Source organism: uncultured Pseudomonas sp. (genome assembly GCF_913774235.1).
GTDB lineage: Bacteria > Pseudomonadota > Gammaproteobacteria > Pseudomonadales > Pseudomonadaceae > Chryseomonas.
The window spans coordinates 547,254-564,743 of sequence record NZ_CAJYDW010000019.1 but is presented as its reverse complement, the minus strand read 5'-3'; the positions used below and the strand labels follow the sequence as shown (position 1 = coordinate 564,743).

At 66.1% G+C, this 17,490-nt stretch carries 14 protein-coding genes; 8 read left to right on the top strand and 6 right to left on the bottom strand.

Annotated elements, in window-relative coordinates; genetic code table 11:
* Positions 1-246: 246 nt before the first annotated feature.
* Complete coding sequence (locus QZ471_RS23160; protein WP_295468291.1) at positions 247-624, bottom strand: hypothetical protein; 378 nt, start codon at positions 622-624, stop codon at positions 247-249.
* Between the two features lie 286 nt (positions 625-910).
* Here QZ471_RS23160 and QZ471_RS23155 point away from each other — a divergent pair, with 286 nt between their 5' ends.
* From QZ471_RS23155 to copD, 8 genes are all read left to right on the top strand, one after another.
* On the top strand, positions 911-1,708 hold the full coding sequence (locus QZ471_RS23155) for an outer membrane protein OmpK (RefSeq protein WP_295468289.1): 798 nt from the start codon (positions 911-913) through the stop codon (positions 1,706-1,708).
* A gap of 66 nt (positions 1,709-1,774) precedes the next feature.
* Positions 1,775-3,151: a nucleobase:cation symporter-2 family protein gene (locus tag QZ471_RS23150; RefSeq protein ID WP_295468287.1), complete on the top strand. Its 1,377-nt coding sequence runs from the start codon at positions 1,775-1,777 to the stop codon at positions 3,149-3,151.
* Between the two features lie 70 nt (positions 3,152-3,221).
* Entirely contained in the window at positions 3,222-3,878 is a 657-nt protein-coding gene (locus QZ471_RS23145) for a TetR/AcrR family transcriptional regulator (protein ID WP_295468285.1), read from the top strand.
* Positions 3,875-4,459, top strand: a complete 585-nt coding sequence (locus QZ471_RS23140) for a YigZ family protein (RefSeq protein ID WP_295468283.1) — start codon at positions 3,875-3,877, stop codon at positions 4,457-4,459. Before QZ471_RS23145 ends, QZ471_RS23140 begins: the two co-directional genes overlap by 4 nt.
* A 196-nt stretch (positions 4,460-4,655) precedes the next feature.
* Entirely contained in the window at positions 4,656-5,867 is a 1,212-nt protein-coding gene (locus QZ471_RS23135) for an ammonium transporter (protein ID WP_295468281.1), read from the top strand.
* 222 nt (positions 5,868-6,089) lie between these two features.
* Complete coding sequence (locus tag QZ471_RS23130; RefSeq protein ID WP_295468279.1) at positions 6,090-7,874, top strand: SulP family inorganic anion transporter; 1,785 nt, start codon at positions 6,090-6,092, stop codon at positions 7,872-7,874.
* A gap of 33 nt (positions 7,875-7,907) precedes the next feature.
* Positions 7,908-8,282, top strand: a complete 375-nt coding sequence (gene copC / locus QZ471_RS23125) for a copper homeostasis periplasmic binding protein CopC (RefSeq protein WP_295468277.1) — start codon at positions 7,908-7,910, stop codon at positions 8,280-8,282.
* A gap of 8 nt (positions 8,283-8,290) precedes the next feature.
* Complete coding sequence (gene copD / locus QZ471_RS23120) at positions 8,291-9,190, top strand: copper homeostasis membrane protein CopD (protein ID WP_295468275.1); 900 nt, start codon at positions 8,291-8,293, stop codon at positions 9,188-9,190.
* 33 nt (positions 9,191-9,223) lie between these two features.
* Here copD and QZ471_RS23115 read toward each other — a convergent pair whose 3' ends face one another.
* The 5 genes from QZ471_RS23115 to QZ471_RS23095 all read right to left on the bottom strand — a co-directional run bounded on the left by QZ471_RS23115 (position 9,224) and on the right by QZ471_RS23095 (position 17,453).
* Positions 9,224-9,829 (bottom strand): hypothetical protein, encoded by a 606-nt coding sequence (locus QZ471_RS23115; RefSeq protein ID WP_295468273.1) that lies wholly within the window; start codon positions 9,827-9,829, stop codon positions 9,224-9,226.
* A gap of 161 nt (positions 9,830-9,990) precedes the next feature.
* Entirely contained in the window at positions 9,991-11,001 is a 1,011-nt protein-coding gene (locus tag QZ471_RS23110; RefSeq protein ID WP_058763561.1) for a class 1 fructose-bisphosphatase, read from the bottom strand.
* Positions 11,002-11,168: 167 nt separating this feature from the next.
* Positions 11,169-13,265 carry a glycogen debranching protein GlgX gene (gene glgX, locus QZ471_RS23105; RefSeq protein WP_295468270.1) on the bottom strand — a complete coding sequence of 699 codons (2,097 nt, stop codon included), beginning with the start codon at positions 13,263-13,265 and terminating at the stop codon, positions 11,169-11,171.
* Positions 13,266-13,452: 187 nt separating this feature from the next.
* Positions 13,453-15,894 carry a glycogen/starch/alpha-glucan phosphorylase gene (locus QZ471_RS23100; protein WP_295468268.1) on the bottom strand — a complete coding sequence of 814 codons (2,442 nt, stop codon included), beginning with the start codon at positions 15,892-15,894 and terminating at the stop codon, positions 13,453-13,455.
* Between the two features lie 203 nt (positions 15,895-16,097).
* The gene (locus QZ471_RS23095) at positions 16,098-17,453 is read right to left on the bottom strand and encodes a chloride channel protein (protein WP_295468266.1); all 1,356 of its coding nucleotides are present in this window, start codon (positions 17,451-17,453) and stop codon (positions 16,098-16,100) included.
* Positions 17,454-17,490: the final 37 nt, after the last annotated feature.

Here is a 17,490-nt window from a genome sequence, read left to right as displayed (position 1 = left end):
TTGCCTGACCAGTTCAACCGATCGCGGCAGCGGGAGGCGAATCCTACAGCATCCCAAGACCCTGTCAACCCCTCCCCTTCATTTCGTTGCCACCCGAAGGTGAAGACCAAACGGCGAAGAATCCCTGAACCCCTCGCCCGACTCAGACCTAAGTGCTTGATTTTCAAGCACTTCAGCGTCTGCGCCGGAAGTGGGGCGCATTATAGGGGAGTTTCAGGACAGGTCAACAGGTTATTTCAAGATTCTTCAATAAAGGGGAATTGGTGCCAGGCGATAGCCCGCCTCGGTGCCGATGATCCGGTATTGCTTGATCTCGCCGGGCGCCAAGAGGATGGACTGGGACACGGCACTGGCCATGGGGGCGGCGCAGGCGCCAGGCCCGGACGAGGTGAGGCTCACCACGACCTCACCCGGAGGCAGGTTGAAGGAAGCACTCTGGCCGGCCATGAGCGTCCCGGCCAGGCGGCCCTGGATCACCAGGCCGATATCACACCCCGAACCTGAGTAGGCGTCGTTGCGCGTGATCATCAGGATGCCCGGCTGCCCGGTCCCGCCCTGGGCGACCTGGGCAAGCGCAGAGGTACTACAGAGCAGGACGGCGAACATACCAGCGAGCCACTTCATGACGGTCTCCTCCGAGTCGTTACGAACCTTAGCACCGGCCAGCCGGAACCGCGCTCTCTTTCGAAGCACAGCTACCCAAGCGGACGCCTGCCCTGCACAGAAACTGAGCGAGCGGTCAGGTTCCAGCTCGGAACAGTCGCCTGCAGTCATCCCTATCAATGTCTATATCATTGAAAAAAAATAACTTTATTCGCTTTCACGAAAGTGGCTTCGATATTGCTAAAGACGGCGATACCTGACCATAGGGACAGGAAGCCATAACGAGAAAGTCATCTGGGGAACTGAAATGCGCAGAATCTTAACCACCACACTACTGATGGGCTGCCTGCTGGCCACGGCTACAGTCGAGGCCGATGACAGCCCGCTGCTGTGGCATGGCGAAAGCCTCACCTATCTATATGGCAAGGATTTCCGGGTCGATCCGCATATTCAGCAGACCATCACCTTCGAGCACGCCAGCGCCTGGACCTGGGGCGACCTCTTCCTGTTCGTCGACAGCATCTGGTTCAACGGCGCGAGCAATGCCAGCGACGGACACCAGGGCTTCTATGGCGAGGTCAGTCCGCGGCTGTCGTTCGGCAAGTTGTCCGGTAAGGATCTCTCCTTCGGACCGGTCAGCGATGTCCTGCTGGCCACGACGCTGGAATACGACCAGAACGATGGCAGGGGCGCCGGCCGCGACCAGCGCAACTATCTGGTGGGCCCAGGCTTCGATCTCAAGGTGCCGGGCTTCGACTATTTCCAGCTGAATCTCTATTACCGCAAGCCCGACGGCGGCAGCGCTTCCTCCGGGGCCTGGCAGCTCACGCCGGTATGGGCCTATACCCTGCCGCTGGGCAACTCGGACCTGCTCATCGATGGCTATATGGATTGGGTGATGAACAACAAGGGCAGCTACCACGCCAACCTGCACTTCAATCCGCAGATCAAGTACGACCTGGGCAAGGCCATGGGCTACGACGCCAAGCACCTTTATGTAGGTACCGAGTACGACTACTGGTCGGACAAGTACGGCATTAAGGACAGCGAAGGTTTCCGTACCGACCAGAGCGTCTTCAGCTTCCTGGTGAAGTATCAATTCTAAGTCGCCCGGGCCGTCCACGGTCCTGCCGCCGTCCGCACCCGCGGATCCGATGCGAGGTAATCATCCATGACCACTCCTTCCCGGGACGATCTTCTCTATGGCCTGGAGGATCGCCCAGCGCCCCTCGCGGCTTTTTGCGCCGCGCTGCAGCATGTGCTCGCCAGCTTCGTGGGAATCGTCACCCCGCCGCTGATCATCGCCGGCGCCCTCGGCCTGCAAGAACACCTGCCCTATCTGATCAGCATGGGCTTGATGGTGTCGGGCGTCGGCACCTTCCTGCAGGCGCGGGCCCCTGGCGGGCTGGGTGCGGGCATGATCTGCCTGCAGGGCACCAGTTTCTCCTTCCTGTCGGCGGTACTGGCGGCGGGGATGCTGGTGAAGCAGCGTGGCGGCACGCCGGAGGACATCCTGGCGATGATCTTCGGCGTCTGTTTCTTCGGCGCCTTCGTGCAGATCGGTCTGAGCCAGTGCCTGGGGCTGTTGCGCCGGGTGATCACGCCCCTGGTGACGGGTATCGTCATCACCCTGATCGGTGTAAGCCTGATCAGGGTGGGCGTCACCGACCTCGGTGGCGGCGCCAAGGCGGCTGACTTCGGCGCACCGACCAACCTGGCGCTTGGCGGACTGGTGCTGGTGGTCATCATCGGCCTGAATCTGTCACGACGGCCCTGGCTACGGCTGTCGGCGGTGGTGATCGGCCTGCTGGTCGGCTCTCTGGCCGCCTGGGCCTGCAGCCTGCTGAAACCCCAGCCCTTGCCACCGCTGCCTTGGGTGAGCGTTCCCCTCCCCTTCCACTTCGGCTTCGCCTTCGACTGGTCGGCCTTCCTGCCGGTGGCGCTGATCTATCTGATCAGCACCCTCGAAACCACCGGCGACCTGACCGCCAACTGCTTGATCTCGCGGCAGCCGATCGAAGGACCGGCCTATCTGCGGCGCATCCGCGGCGGCGTGCTGGGCGATGGCGTCGCCTGCCTGGTGGCGGCTACCTTCAATACCTTTCCCAGCACCACCTTCGCGCAGAACAACGGTGTGATCCAGCTCACCGGCGTGGCCAGTCGCTACGTGGGCTACTGGATCGGCGGCATCCTGCTGCTGCTCGGCCTGTTCCCGGTACTGGGCGCCGTCCTGCAGCAGATCCCCAAGCCGGTGCTGGGCGGTGCGACGCTGGTGCTGTTCGGCAGCGTCGCTGCGGCGGGCATCCGCCTGCTGGCGCAGTGCAGCCTGGACCGCCGCAGCCTGCTGATCATCGCCACCTCCCTAGGCGTGGGGCTGGGCGTAGCCAGCCAGCCGACACTGCTGGATCAATTGCCGCCGCTGGTGAAGAATCTGTTCGATACCGCGATCACCAGTGGCGGCATCACCGCCATCCTCCTCAACCTGCTGCTGCCCGAGGAGCGCACCGCACCGGTGACCGAGGGCAATCCTTCGGCGCAGCACCCTTGAGCGGAGACTTGTGTCCAGGGCAAGGGGTGCGCTATTGATGCCTGCCCCGCCTTCGGACCCTGCAGTCGTCATGACCCTACTCGTACCCGCCCACTACACCGGCCAGGACAAACCGGCCGGTCGCATCCGGCAGAAGAACGAGGAACTGATCCTCGCCGCGGCGGAGGAGGAATTCGCCCGCAATGGCTTCAAGGGCACCAGCATGAACACCATCGCCCAGCGCGTGGGGCTGCCCAAGGCCAATCTCCACTACTATTTCAACAACAAGCTCGGCCTCTACATGGCGGTGTTGGGCAATATCCTCGAGCTGTGGGACAGCACCTTCAACCACCTGACGGTGGATGACGATCCGGCCGAGGCGCTGGCCCGCTACATTCGCGCCAAGCTGGAGTTCTCTCGCCGCCAGCCACTGGCCTCGCGGATCTTCGCCATGGAGATCATCGGCGGCGGCACCTGCCTGTACGAGTATTTCAACCAGGACTACCAGGCCTGGTTCCGCAGCCGGGCAGCGGTGTTCGAGGCCTGGATCGCTGCCGGGAAGATGGACCCGGTGGACCCCATCCACCTCATCTTCCTGCTCTGGAGCAGCACCCAGCACTATGCCGACTTCGCCAGCCAGATCTGCCGGGTGACTGGACGTACGCGCCTGACGCGGCAGGATTTCGAGGAGGCGTCCCGAACACTGACCCATGTCGTGCTGAAGGGACTGGGTCTCCAGGCACCATGACGTTCACGTTGACGCAGGATGCCTCCTGCGAAGAAGAGGTACGCAAGAGCCGTTTTCTCGCCCTTGCCGCCCCCGTGGCGAGCGTGGACGCCGCCATGGCCTTCATCGAGCGGGTGAGCGTGCCGACCGCGACCCACAACTGCTGGGCCTGGAAGCTCGGCAACCAGTATCGCTTCAACGACGATGGCGAACCCGGAGGTACCGCCGGCCGCCCCATTCTGGCCGCCATCGAGGGGCAGGATTGCGATCAGGTCGTGGTAGTGGTCATTCGCTGGTATGGCGGTATCAAGTTGGGAACGGGCGGACTGGTGCGAGCCTATGGCGGTTGTGCCGCGCGCTGTCTGCAACAGGCGGGCAAGCAGCCGCTGGTAGTGCGCCAGGAGTTCGGCTTCGCCTGCACCTATGCGGAGTGGCCGTTGCTCAAGGCACGACTGGCGACCCTGGCGGTCATGGTGCTCGACGAGGACTACCAGGCCCTGGAGGTCGCGCTGCGGATCGCGGTGGAGCCGCAGCGACGGGACGAGGTGGCGACGCTCCTGAGCAATGTGAGCAGTGGACGCATCATCCTGCACGCCCTCTAGCGGCACGACCCTTGCTATTTGGCGGTGCACGCCTTAACGAACCGCACCGCCTTGGCGCACCCCTGCGCCATTCCAGTCCTGAGTTCTGTCTGGCGGCAAGAATAGACCTGCCGAGAGCCGTATTGCGCACAAAAATAGCGCATCAAACGGCCGATGAGCATGTTTTTGGTGCAAACCCTTTCAGAAGACTGCCCTGATGAACGAACTGCCTTCCGCTGTGGCCACCCTGGTCCATGGTGCCAATACCCTGTTCCTGCTGGCGGGTGCCGTGATGGTGCTGGCGATGCATGCCGGTTTCGCCTTTCTCGAGGCCGGCACGGTGCGTCACAAGAATCAGGTGAACGCCCTGTCCAAGATTCTCGCCGACTTCGCCATTTCCACCCTGGTGTATTTCTTTATCGGTTACTGGATCGCCTATGGCGTGACCTTCTTCGCCCCGGCGCAGGCACTGACCGCCGACAGTGGCTACGGACTGGTGAAGTTCTTTTTCCTGGCGACCTTCGCCGCGGCTATCCCGGCCATCATTTCCGGCGGCATCGCCGAACGCGCGCGCTTCGCACCACAGCTGTGCGCTACCGCGCTGATCGTGGCCTTCGTCTATCCGTGCTTCGAGGGCCTGATGTGGAACAACAACCTAGGCCTGCAGGACAGGTTCGCAGCGCTGTTCGGCGCGCGTTTCCATGATTTCGCCGGCTCGGTGGTGGTGCATGCCGTAGGCGGCTGGCTGGCGCTGGCGGCGGTACTGCTGCTGGGGCCGCGGCAGGGGCGGTATCGCGAAGGGCGGCTGGTGGCCTTTCCGCCGTCGAACATTCCCTTCTTGGCGCTGGGCTCCTGGATCCTGATCGTCGGCTGGTTCGGCTTCAACGTGATGAGCGCCCAGAGCCTGGCCGGCGTCAGTGGCCTGGTAGCCCTGAATTCGCTGATGGCCATGGTCGGCGGGACAGTCGCCGCCCTGCTGCTGGGCCGCAACGACCCAGGCTTTCTGCACAACGGACCGCTGGCCGGACTGGTAGCCGTCTGCGCCGGTTCCGATCTGATGCATCCCATCGCCGCGCTGGGGACTGGACTGGTGGCAGGAGCACTGTTCGTCTGGGCTTTCACCGCGGTGCAGACGCGCTGGAAGCTGGATGACGTCCTGGGGGTCTGGCCACTGCACGGACTCTGCGGCGCCTGGGGCGGCATCGCCTGCGGCCTGTTCGGCCAGACGGCGCTCGGCGGGCTGGGCGGCGTGAGCCTATTGGCGCAACTGGCCGGCACGGCGCTGGGTATCGCCATCGCCCTGGTCGGCGGGCTGGCGGTGTACGGACTGCTCAAGGCGGTGCTGGGTCTGCGCCTGAGTCAGGAAGAGGAATACCAGGGCGCCGACCTGTCGATCCATCGCATCGCCGCCAACAGCCAGGACGGCTGAGCGCGCAGTTACCCACAGGGGCCGTGCACAGGGATGTGGATAACCCGTGCATGAAGCCACGAGAGCGCCATGGGCACGGGGCCGGCGGCGGCTGGTGAAGAAATGAACACGCTGCGCCGTCGACCCAGCATGTCGTGGCGACGACCGTGGACGGCGGGACATCGGTAGCCTGCTGACCGCTGGAGTCGGTAGAGTGAGCGACCCCTTTTCCAGGAGCGCCCCATGTCCGCCCTTTCCGCCCTGCTGCCCTGGCTTCGCGAGGTGGACCGCAGCACCCTGAAAGCCGATCTGGGCGCGGGCCTGCTAGGGGCGGTGCTGGCGCTGCCCCAGGGCGTGGCCTTCGCCACCCTGGCCGGATTGCCGCCGCAGTACGGGGTATACGGCGCCGTGGTGCCCTGCATCGTCGCCGCCCTGGCGGGTTCCAGCCGCCATGTGGTCACCGGGCCGACCAACGCCAATTCGCTAGCCCTGCTCGCCGCCCTCTCGCCGTTGGCGCTCGCCGGCTCCGGGCCTTACATCGACCTGGCCCTGGCGGTGACCTTGTTGGTCGGCCTGCTGCAGTTGACGGTGGGGGCGCTGCGTCTCGGCGCGGTGGCCAACTTCATCTCGCCGTCGGTGCTGCTGGGGTTCATGAGCGGCGCCGCCGTGCTGATCGGCCTCTATTCGCTGAAGGATCTGTTCAGGCTGTCGCCGCCCCTGGGCACCTCGGCGTTCGGCATCCTCGGCTACCTCTTCGCTCATCCACTGGCGATCCACTGGCCGTCACTGGTGATCGGCCTAGTGACCCTGGCGGCTACCCTCCTCCTACGCCGTTTCCGCCCCCGCTGGCCGACCATGCTGCTGGGTCTGCTGGCCGGCTGCCTGTGCGCCTGGCTGCTGGAGCGTGGCCTGCCCGGCGCGGCCCAGGGGATCGCCACGGTGGGACGCATCCCTTCGGCGTTGCCGCCCTTCCATCTGCCGGATGTCACCCTGACGGACCTGGGCAATCTCTCCGGGATCGCCGTGGCCTTGACCCTGGTAGCGCTGGGGCAGTCGCTGTCCATCGCCAAGGCAGTCGCCCAGCGCTCCGGCCAGCGGCTGGACATCAATCGCGAATTCATCGGGCAGGGGCTGGGCAATCTGGCCGGTGGTTGCTTCTCGGCCTACGTATCCTGCGGGTCGCTGAACAGATCCATGCCCAACTTGGAAGCCGGCGCCCGCACACCGCTGGCGGCGGTATTCGCCGCCCTGCTGGTGGTGGCCTTGGTAGCCTTCGGCGGCGCGCTGATCGCCGCCATTCCGCTGGCGGCGATTTCCGCCACCCTGCTGCTGGTGGCCCGCGGCCTGCTGGACGTGGGGCGTTGGCGCGAGGTGCTGCGGGTCAGCCGGACCGAGGCGCTGGTGGCAGGGGTGACCTTCCTGGCGACCCTGACCATTGCGCTGGACCGGGCGGTGCTACTGGGTACCCTGGTGTCGCTGGTGGCCTATCTCTATCGCACCTCGCATCCGGCGATCCGGCCACTGGTGCCGGACCCGAGTACGCCCGAGCGCCGTTTCACGCCACTGGACGAGCTGGGGCGGACGGTGCAGGAGTGCCCGCAACTGAAGCTGGTACGGGTGGAAGGTTCGGTGTTCTTCGGCGCCGTGCAGCATGTCACCGACCAGTTGGACGGCTTCCGCCGTGCCCAGCCGAGCCAGAAGCACGCGCTGTTCATGACCAAGAGCATGAATTTCATCGATCTGGCCGGTAACGACCTCTGGCGCCGCGAGTGGCGCGAGCGCCGCGCCCAGGGCGGCGATCTCTATTTCCATCGCCCACGGACGCCGGTGCTACAGCTGTTCGCCAAGACCGGCTTCCTCAAGGAGCTGGGCGAGGGCCATGTGTTCTCGTCCAAGGACCAGGCCTTGCGCAGCATCTATCCACGGCTGGACCCGGAGGTGTGCCGCACCTGTACGGCGCGGACCTTCGTGGAGTGCGCGGCGCGGGCGGCGGAGTCCCCTAAGGACGGGACCCGGACGGACTGCTAAGCTGGCGGTTTTACCCTGCCGCTGGAGAAGCTCATGCCTGCCGTCCTGTCTCGTGCCCGTTCGCTCGCCCTGGCCTGTCTGCTGTTACCGGGCCTGGCGCTGGCCCATGGTCATCTCAAGAGTGCAGAGCCGGCGCCCGACAGCACTAGCAGCCAGGCACCGAAGCAACTGAGCCTGACCTTTTCCGAGGGCATCGAGGCATCGCTCAGCCAGGTGCAGCTGCAACGCCTGGATGGTCAGGCCAGCACGGCGATCACCACCGGCAAGGTCATTTCCGGCACCGATGCCCGCACCCTGGAGGTGCCGCTGGAAGCGCCGCTGCCGGCCGGTCGCTATGAGGTGAAATGGCGGGTACTGGCCAAGGATGGACACAAGACCCAGGGTGATTACCGCTTTACCGTCCAATAAGCCTACCCGTGATCGACGCCGGACTGGCGACGCCCGAGGCCTGGCGTCCGCTCACCCGTACCCTGCTGCTACTGCCGCTGCTGCTGACCTGGGGTTATCTGTCCCTGGCGCTCTGGCTCGCCAAGCCCAGGCTGCGTACCTGGTTGCTGGCACGGGCCAGGTCGAGCGCACGGCTATTGGGCGGACTGTTGTCACTCGGCGTGCTGGCGCAATTGCCGTTGCAGGCCGCCTTGATCGGTGATGGCTGGACGGACGCCGGCAACCTGACGCTATGGCGCCTGGTCCTGGCCACCGACGCCGGGCAGGTTTGGCGCTGGCAACTGCCCCTGGGGCTGCTGGTGGCCTTGTGGTTGCTGGCAGGGCCACGCGAACGAGGCTCTGGGGTGCTCTGGGTCCTGAGCGGCGCACTACTGGCCAGTCTGGCACTGGGCGGCCATGCGGCGGCGACGGGTGGCGCCCTGGGCATCGCGCATCAGGTGAATCAAGGGGTGCACCTGCTGAGCAGCGGTCTCTGGCTGGGCAGTCTGCCCGGCGTGCTGCTATGCCTGTATCGGCCACCTGCCACCTTGAAAAACGAGCTCCGCGAACTGCTGCGGGGCTATTCGCTGCCGGGCCAGGTGAGCGTGGCGCTGGCGCTGCTCAGCGGTGTCCTCAACAGCCTGTTGATCCTCGGACCCGAGGGACTGTGGCAGCTGACTCCCTACTCGGCCCTGCTGCTGGCCAAGGTGCTGGTGGTGGCAGGGATGGTGGGGCTGGCGCTGCTCAATCGCTATGGGCTGGTGCCGCGCTTGGCGCAAGGACCGGGTGCCTTGCAGTGGCTCCGTCGGGCCACCCTGGTGGAGATCGCCTTGGGCGTGATAGCCGTGGCCTTGGTAGCGATTTTTTCCGGCCTCGATCCCTACCGCTGAAACGCGGGGCGGCGCGCACCGCCCCGGCACGCCTTAGAAGTAGACGTTCATGCCCAGATAGATTTCCTTGGTGCTGTCGAGCTCGGTCGAGCCAAGCTTGGTACCGTCTTCGTCGATGTCGGGCTTGGCGTTGCTGCGCAGATAGCGATAGCCGGCCTCCAACGAGGTGCGGTCGTTGACCTGCTGCAGGATGCCCGCCTGGACCCCGGCCAGGTAGCCGGTATCGCCGTTGTGGCTGTAGTTGGAGCCATCCTGGGTAACCCGCGTCAGGCCCAGGGTGCCGCCGCCGAACAGCTTGGTGCTGTCGCTCAACGGGTAGAAGGCGTCGTAGCTGCCGGTGAGATCCTGCTGCCGGAGCTTGATGCCATCGCTGCTGCCGCTGACCTGGTCGACGGTCGCATAGTAGCGCCCGGCGTCGTTCTGCTGACCGAGGCGCAGACCCCAGGTGTTGTTGCCGTCGATGGCACCATCGGTGTCGGGGCTGTTCAGGTTGCTGTTGAGCGCGTGACTGTTGTCGAAGTTGTCGTAACTTCTGCCGTAGGTGAGGCCGGCGAAGTTCTGGGTACCGGCGGCGAAGACCGAATGGCTGGCCAGGGCCAGTAGACCGAAGAGGACGACACGGGATTTCAAAGCGTTCATGTTGATAGATCCTCACGCGATTCGAATACAGCCTGACCGGCTGCGAGGCCATCTTCGCGGCGCGCAGGTTATCGGCGGATTAACGGTACTGAATCGAAGCTGAACGGCATGAGGCAGGAAGGCAACCGGACCGCCCCTTGCAGGCGGCCCGGCCGGGGGGATCAGCGCTGACGGTGGTATTCGGTCACGCGCAGGACTTCTTCCTTGGAGCCCAGGAACACGGCTACCCGCTGGTGCAGGGCGTCGGGCTGGACGTCGAGGATGCGCTGGTGGCCATTGGTGGCGGCGCCACCGGCCTGCTCGACCAGCATGGCCATGGGGTTGGCTTCGTACATCAGGCGCAGCTTGCCGGGCTTCTCGGGCTCGCGGGCATCGCGGGGGTACATGAAGATGCCGCCACGGGTGAGGATGCGATGGACGTCGGCCACCATGGAGGCGATCCAACGCATGTTGTAGTTCTTGCCCAGGGGGCCTTCCTTGCCGGCCAGCATCTCGTCGACGTAGCGCTTGACCGGGGCATCCCAGTGGCGCTGGTTGGACATGTTGATGGCGAATTCAGCGGTGCTTTCCGGGATGGAGATGTCTTCGTGGGTGAGCACGAAGCTGCCCAGCTCGCGATCCAGGGTGAAGCCCTTGACGCCGTCGCCCAGGGTCAGCACCAGCATGGTCTGGGGACCGTAGATGGCGTAGCCGGCGGCGACCTGCTCGGTACCCTTCTGCATGAAGGCTTCTTCGGTCACGTCACCGGTGGTGCTGCTGACGAAGTCCTTGCGCAGGATGGAGAAGATGGTGCCGACGGAGACGTTGACGTCGATGTTGGACGAGCCGTCCAGCGGGTCGAACATCAGCAGGTAGGCGCCCTTGGGGTAGTGACCGGGGATCTGATGGACCTGATCCATTTCCTCGGAGGCCATGCCGGCCAGGGTGCCACCCCATTCGTTGGCTTCCAGCAGGATTTCATTGGACAGCACGTCCAGCTTCTTCTGCACCTCGCCCTGGACGTTCTCGGTGCCCATGCTGCCGAGCACGCCACCCAGCGCTCCCTTGGACACCTCGTAGCTGATGCGCTTGCACGCCCGCGCCACGACTTCGATGAGGAAGCGCAGGTCGGCCGGGGTCTTGTGACTGCGGGTCTGCTCGATGAGGTAACGACTGAGGGATATCCGGGACATCGCGGTGCTCCTTGTAATGATGGGCGCGAGTGTAGCGCCAAAGCTCAAGCTCCGTCTCAAGCAGAGCGAAGGGACCAGCCAGGGCCGGGACGCACTGCACGCCAGGAAGCGACGCCGGCCCAGGGCGGGCGTCGCCGACATCACCAGGGGCGACGTCGCGCAGGCGTTCAGGACGCGTCCGGGGTCTCCACGGCCAGCAGTACGCCTCGGCCAGTACGGAGATTTTCGGCGCTGGGATAGACTGCCGAGTCAGGTTCCAGTTCAGGGTGGCGACTGTCCAGCTGTATCAGCCAGTGATGTCCGTCACGTGACGGGGGCAGGCGCAACGCGATTTGCTCGCGACGCGGTTGGAAGGCCAGCCAGAGTCGGGCCGCCTGGGGCTGACCCTCACCGTCTAGGGGTTCGAGGGTGAGGGCGAGCGGCTGGCTGCCGGCGGCCTGCCAGCGACCTTCATCCATGGGGCTGCCGTCGGCATCGAACCATTCGATGTGGACCCAACCGTTGGGGTCGGGCCGCCCAAGCAGGCGCCGGGCCTGCAGGGCGGGATGGGCGCGGCGCAAGGCCATAAGCCGACCGACGAAGGCGCTCTGCCGTTGCCCTGCAGGGCTGGCGGCCTGCTGCCAGTCAAGCCAGGAGAGTGCGTTGTCCTGCACATAGGCATTGTTGTTGCCCTGCTGGGTACGACCGAACTCGTCGCCGGCGGTAAGCATGGGTTCGCCCCCGGCGAGGATCAGGGTCGCCAGCAGAGCACGCTGATCGGCGGCGCGGGCCTCCTGCACGGCCGGATCGTCGCTCGGCCCTTCCACGCCGTTGTTCCAGCTCTTGTTGTCGGTGGTGCCGTCGCGATTGCCCTCGCCATTGGTCTCGTTGTGTTTTTCGGCGTAGCTGACCAGGTCGGCCAGGGTGAAGCCATCGTGGGCGGTGATGAAGTTGACGCTGGCGTGCAGCAGGCGATCGCCTGCGCCGAACAGGTCGGCGCTGCCAGCCAGCCGGGTAGCCAGGGCGCCGCGCAGCCCTTCGTCGCCGCGCCAGAAACGGCGCACGTCGTCGCGGAAGGCATCGTTCCACTCTTGCCAGGGCGCACGGAAGGCGCCGACCTGATGGCCGCCGGGGCCGATGTCCCAGGGTTCGGCCACCAACCTTACCTGGCGCAGCAGCGGGTCCTGGGCCAGGGCCTGGAGCAGCGGCGCATCGCGGTGGAAACCGCTCTCCAGGCGTCCCAAGGCCGGTGCCAGGTCGAAGCGAAAGCCATCGACGCCCGCGGCGGTGACCCAGTGGCGCAGGCTGTCCAGGGTCAGGCGCAGCGCCGGCGGGCTGTACAGCGCCAGGCAGTTGCCGCAGCCCATGTCGTTGATGTAGCGCGCCGGATCGTCCGGCTGCAGGCGGTAGTAACCGGCATTGTCCAGGCCGCGCAGGTTGAAGGTGGGACCGAGTTCGTCGCCTTCGCCGGTGTGGTTGAAGACCACGTCGAGCAAGACCTCGAAGCCGGCCGCCTGCAAGGTGGCGACCGTCTCGCGCAACTCGCCCAGGGCATCGGCCCCGGCCAGGCGCGGATCGACGGCGGCCATGACCACCGGGTTGTAGCCCCAGTAGTTGGCCAGCCCCAGGGCCGGCAGGTGGCGGTCGTCGGCCCAGGCGGCGATGGGCAGCAGTTCCAGGGTGGTTACGCCCAGGCGCTGCCAGTGCTCGATCAACTCCGGATGGCGCAGCGCGGCAAGGGTGCCGCGCTGGCGGGCCGGGACCTTGGGGTGCAGCTTGGTCTGGCCGCGTACGTGCAGTTCGTAGATCAGGCCGGCGTCGCGGCGTTTGGGCGCCGGTGTCAGGGCTGGCACGGGCGCCAGGACGATGGCCTTGGGCACGTGGGGGCCACTGTCGCGTTCGTCCGGGCGGTTGGGGTCGTCGGGGTGAAAGCCGTAGGTGCTGGGGTGCAGTTGGAAGGGTCGATCCACTGCCAGGGCCCAGGGGTCCACCAGCAACTTGTGGGCATTGAACCTGAGGCCGTCCTGGGGTCGATAGGCGCCCTGGGCGCGCAGGCCATATCTCAGCCCCGGCTTGGCGCCGGGCAGGAAGCCGTGCCAGACGCCGCCTTCGTGCTCACGAAAAGCCAAGCGCAGGGTTTCAGCCTCGCCCTTGGCATCGTAGAGGCAGAGTTCAACGGCTTCGGCGGCGGGCGACCAGACGGCGAAGTTGATGCCGTCCTCGACGAAGGTTGCTCCGTAGTGGGTGGGGGTGCCCGCTTCGAGGCGGGTGGGGGTGCGGGGCATGGAGGCTCCAGGTGGACGGCTTGCGGGGCGGGTGCTTCAAGGATGTAGACGCTGGGATAAACGGTGGTTCTCAGCCGGCGCACCGCTGATCGCGGCCATGGGCCGCTCCTACAGGAATATCGAGCATCCGTAGGAGCGGCCGCAGCGGCGGACCGCCATGGCCGCGGTTGCCGCCGCATGCGTCTGACTACAGTGCCTTCCAGATATCCGTGGCGTATTCGCGGATGGTCCGGTCCGAGGAGAACCAGCCCATGCTGGCGGTGTTGATCACCGCCGATTGCCACCACTTGTCCGGCTGTTGCCAGCGATTCTCGACCTGGCGCTGGGCGTCCCAGTAGGCGTCGAAGTCGGCGCAGACCAGGAAGCGGTCGTGCCAGGTCAGGACGTCCAGCAGGCTGTTGTAGCGCGCCGGATCCTCGGGCGAGAACTGGCCGCCGCGCAGGCCCGCCAGCACCTGCGAGAGGCGCGGCGAATTCTCGATGATGTCCGAGGAAATGCCGCCGCTGCGCTGGCGCTCTTCCACCTCGGCGGCCTTGAGACCGAAGATGAACATGTGCTCGGCGCCGATCAGCTCGCACATCTCCACGTTGGCGCCATCGAGGGTGCCGATGGTGAGGGCGCCATTGAGGCCGAACTTCATGTTGCTGGTGCCCGAGGCCTCCATGCCGGCGGTGGATATCTGCTCGGACAGATCCGCCGCCGGGATCATGACCTCGGCCAGGCTGACGTTGTAGTTGGGCAGGAAGACCACCTTGAGCAGGTCGCGGGTCAGGGGGTCGTTGTTGACCACCTTGGCCACGTCGTTGGCCAGCTTGATGATCAGCTTGGCTTGGTGATAGCTGGCGGCGGCCTTGCCGGCGAAGATCTTGACCCGCGGCGTCCAGTCGCCGTTGGGGTTGTCCCGGATCGCCTGGTACAGCGCGATGGTCTGCAGCAGGTTCATCAACTGCCGCTTGTACTCGTGGATGCGCTTGATCTGGACATCGAAGAGTGCAGCGGGATCGAGATCGATCTCCAGGCGCTGTTTGACCAGACTGACGAAGGTGTCCTTGTTTCTCTGGCGTTGCAGGGCGAAGCGCTCGCGGAAGGTGCTGTCGTTGGCATAGGGCCTGAGCTGCGGCAGGGTCTTCTCGGGATCGTGCAGCACGCCCTGGCCCAGGGTGTCCACCAAGAGGTCGGTGAGCGCCGGGTTGGCCTGGTGCAGCCAGCGGCGGAAGGTGATGCCGTTGGTCTTGTTGTTGATCCGCTCGGGGTAGAGCCGATGCAGCGAGCGAAAGACCGTCTTGCGCATCAGGTCGGTATGCAGCCCCGACACGCCATTGATGCTGTGGGAACCGAGGAAGGCCAGGTTGCCCATGCGCACCCGGCGGCCCTGGCTTTCGTCGATCAGGGAGACATAGGAGATCATGCCGCCGTCGGTCTCGCCACGGGCGCGCAGGGAGTCGAGGAACTGGGCGTTGATCAGGTAGATGATCTGCATGTGCCGCGGCAGCAGGCGTTCCATCAGCTGCACCGGCCAGGTCTCCAGGGCCTCGGGCAGCAGGGTGTGGTTGGTGTAGCTGAGGGTGCCGACGGTGGTGCTCCAGGCTGCGTCCCAGGGAATGCCGTGGACGTCCACCAGCAGCCGCATCAGCTCGGCCACGGCGATGGCCGGGTGGGTGTCGTTGAGCTGGATGGACACGTGCTCGGGCAGGCTGAGCAGGTCGCTGTGCTGCTTGAGGTGGCGCCGGGTCAGGTCGGCCAGGGAGGCGGCGACGAAGAAATATTCCTGGCGCAGGCGCAGTTCCTGGCCGGCCTCGCTGCTGTCGGCCGGATAGAGCACCCGCGAGATGCTCTCGGCGCGCGCCTCGTTGGCCACGGCGCCGACGTGGTCGCCGGCGTTGAAGGTTTCCAGGTGGAGGATCTCCAGCGGCCGGGCTCGCCAGAGTCTCAGGGTGTTGGCGCCCTCCCCGCCCCAGCCGATCACCGGGGTGTCGTAGGCCACCGCGCGGATGCGCTCGCCGGGATGCCAGATCTGCCGCCGCGGATCGCCTTCGCCGTAAGGCGCGACGCTGCCGCCGAAGCCGATCTCGTACACCACCTCGGCACGCTCGAATTCCCAGGGGTTGCCGAAGTCCAGCCAGTTTTCCGGTTGCTCCAGCTGGAAGCCGTCGGCGATCACCTGGCGGAACAGGCCATGTTCGTAGCGGATGCCGTAGCCATGGCTGGCGATGCCCAGGGTGGCCATGCTCTCCATGAAGCAGGCAGCCAGGCGGCCGAGACCGCCGTTGCCGAGGGCGGCGTCCGGCTCCAGGCCGCGGATGCGCTCCAGGTCGACCCCGAGATCAGCCAGGGCGCGGCGAGTCTCTTCGAGGATGCCGAGATTGGACAGGCTGTCGATCAGCAGGCGACCGATGAGGAATTCCAGGGAGAGGTAGTAGACGCGCTTCTGCCCGGTGCGATAGGCCTCGCGGGTGCGGCTCATCCAGCGGTCGACGATGTAGTCGCGCGCGGCCAGGGCGGTGGCCTGGAACCAGTCGTGGTCGAGGGCGTTGTCCGGGTCCTTGCCGACGGCATAGGTGAGCTTGGAGAGGATGTTGGTACGCAGGGCGGAAACTTCGTTGGGCGAGATGAAGCGGGGTCTCGTCATCAGGATTGACCTCTGCAAGCGCTTAGGAATCAGATCGCGAAGTGGCCGCGTACAGCGCGGCTGGAGCCTTTCCCCTTACTTGTAGGCGAAACGCCGGGCAGCTCCAAGCTTTTTTCGACCAGCCAGGCGGCGGAAGGTCCCCTACCACCCTCTCTATCGTCAGCTTTTCCCAGACGCCCGCTACCGGAACGGGACGACCAGGCTCAGGGGTGCCGGGGCGTCACCGCGTCCAGTACCTGCCGCGCCAGGGCGTGGTAGAGGGGTACCGGCATCAGCCAACCGGACACCGCGGCGGCCAGCAGGCAGGCAGCCAGTACCGGCAGCGCCATGTCCGGACTGTGGGCGAGTTCCAGGGTGATGACGGTGGCGGTCAGCGGCGTGCGAGTGACACCCGCGAGATAGGCGGCCAGCCCCAGCAGGGCGCCCTGGGCCAGGCCGATGCCGGGCAGCCAGTCGACCAGCCCGGCGCCCAGGGCGGCGCCCACCGCCAGCGAGGGCGAGAACAGCCCGCCCGGCACGCCGGCCAGGTAGGAAACGACGTTGGCGAGGAATTTCCATAGCAGGAAGTCGTTCCCGGTCATGGGTTCGCCGGCGAGGATGGCATGGGTCTCGGCATAGCCAGTGCCGAACACGTGCTGGCCGGAGACCAATCCCAACGCCGCCAGCATCAGGCCGCAACCGGCGGCGAAGGCCACCGGGCGTCGCCGACGCAGGGCGTTCAGCCGGCCCAGCCAGCCCTGGTCGGTGGGCAGCACCAGGCGTCCATAGCCGCCGCCCAGCAGGCCGCCGACCAGGCCGATGACGGCCACGGCGATCCAACCCAGCCCCCAGTTCAGGTGCAGATCCAGGGCGCCGAGGTAGCTGTAGGGGCCGACGATGCCCAGAGTGACGATCCCGCCGAGCAGTACGGCGGTCAGCACCAGGCCACTGAAGCGCTGCTCGAAGGTGTGGGTCAGCTCCTCGATGGCGAAGACCACCCCGCCCAGGGGCGTGTTGAAGGCCGCGGCGATCCCGGCGGCGCCGCCAGCGAGGATGAGTCCGGACAGGGTGCGGCGGCCATGCAGGCCGAGCCGCTTGCCGAAGCCGTAGAGCAAGGCGGCGCCGACATGAACGGTGGGTCCTTCCCGCCCTACCGAGCCGCCCACCAGCAGGGCACCGGCCGTGAGCAGCAGCTTGGCCAGGGCGATGGGGGGCGCCAGCAGCCGGGCGCGCAGGTCCGCCTCGGGACGTTCGAGGGTGGCGATGACCTGGGGAATACCGCTGCCACGGGCGTCGCGCAGCACGCCTTGGGTCAGCCAGACCAGCAAGGCGAAGCCCAGGGGCGTCACTAGCCACGGCCAGACGGCGCTGTGCTGCAGCATCTGCTGAAACAGGCCGAAGGAGGCGTCGGCCAACCAGGCGAAGGCCAGACCGGCCAGGCCCACCAGTACGGCCCCGACCCAGAAGGCGATGCGCTGGCGCCATTCGCGCAGCCGACGACGTCGACGGTGACGCTGCAGGTGCAACTGGCGGCGGGCAGCGACTTGGGGATCGGTATCGGGAAAGACGGGATCGGACATGGACGCAAGAGCACCGGGAGGCCAGAGCCTCCCAGTG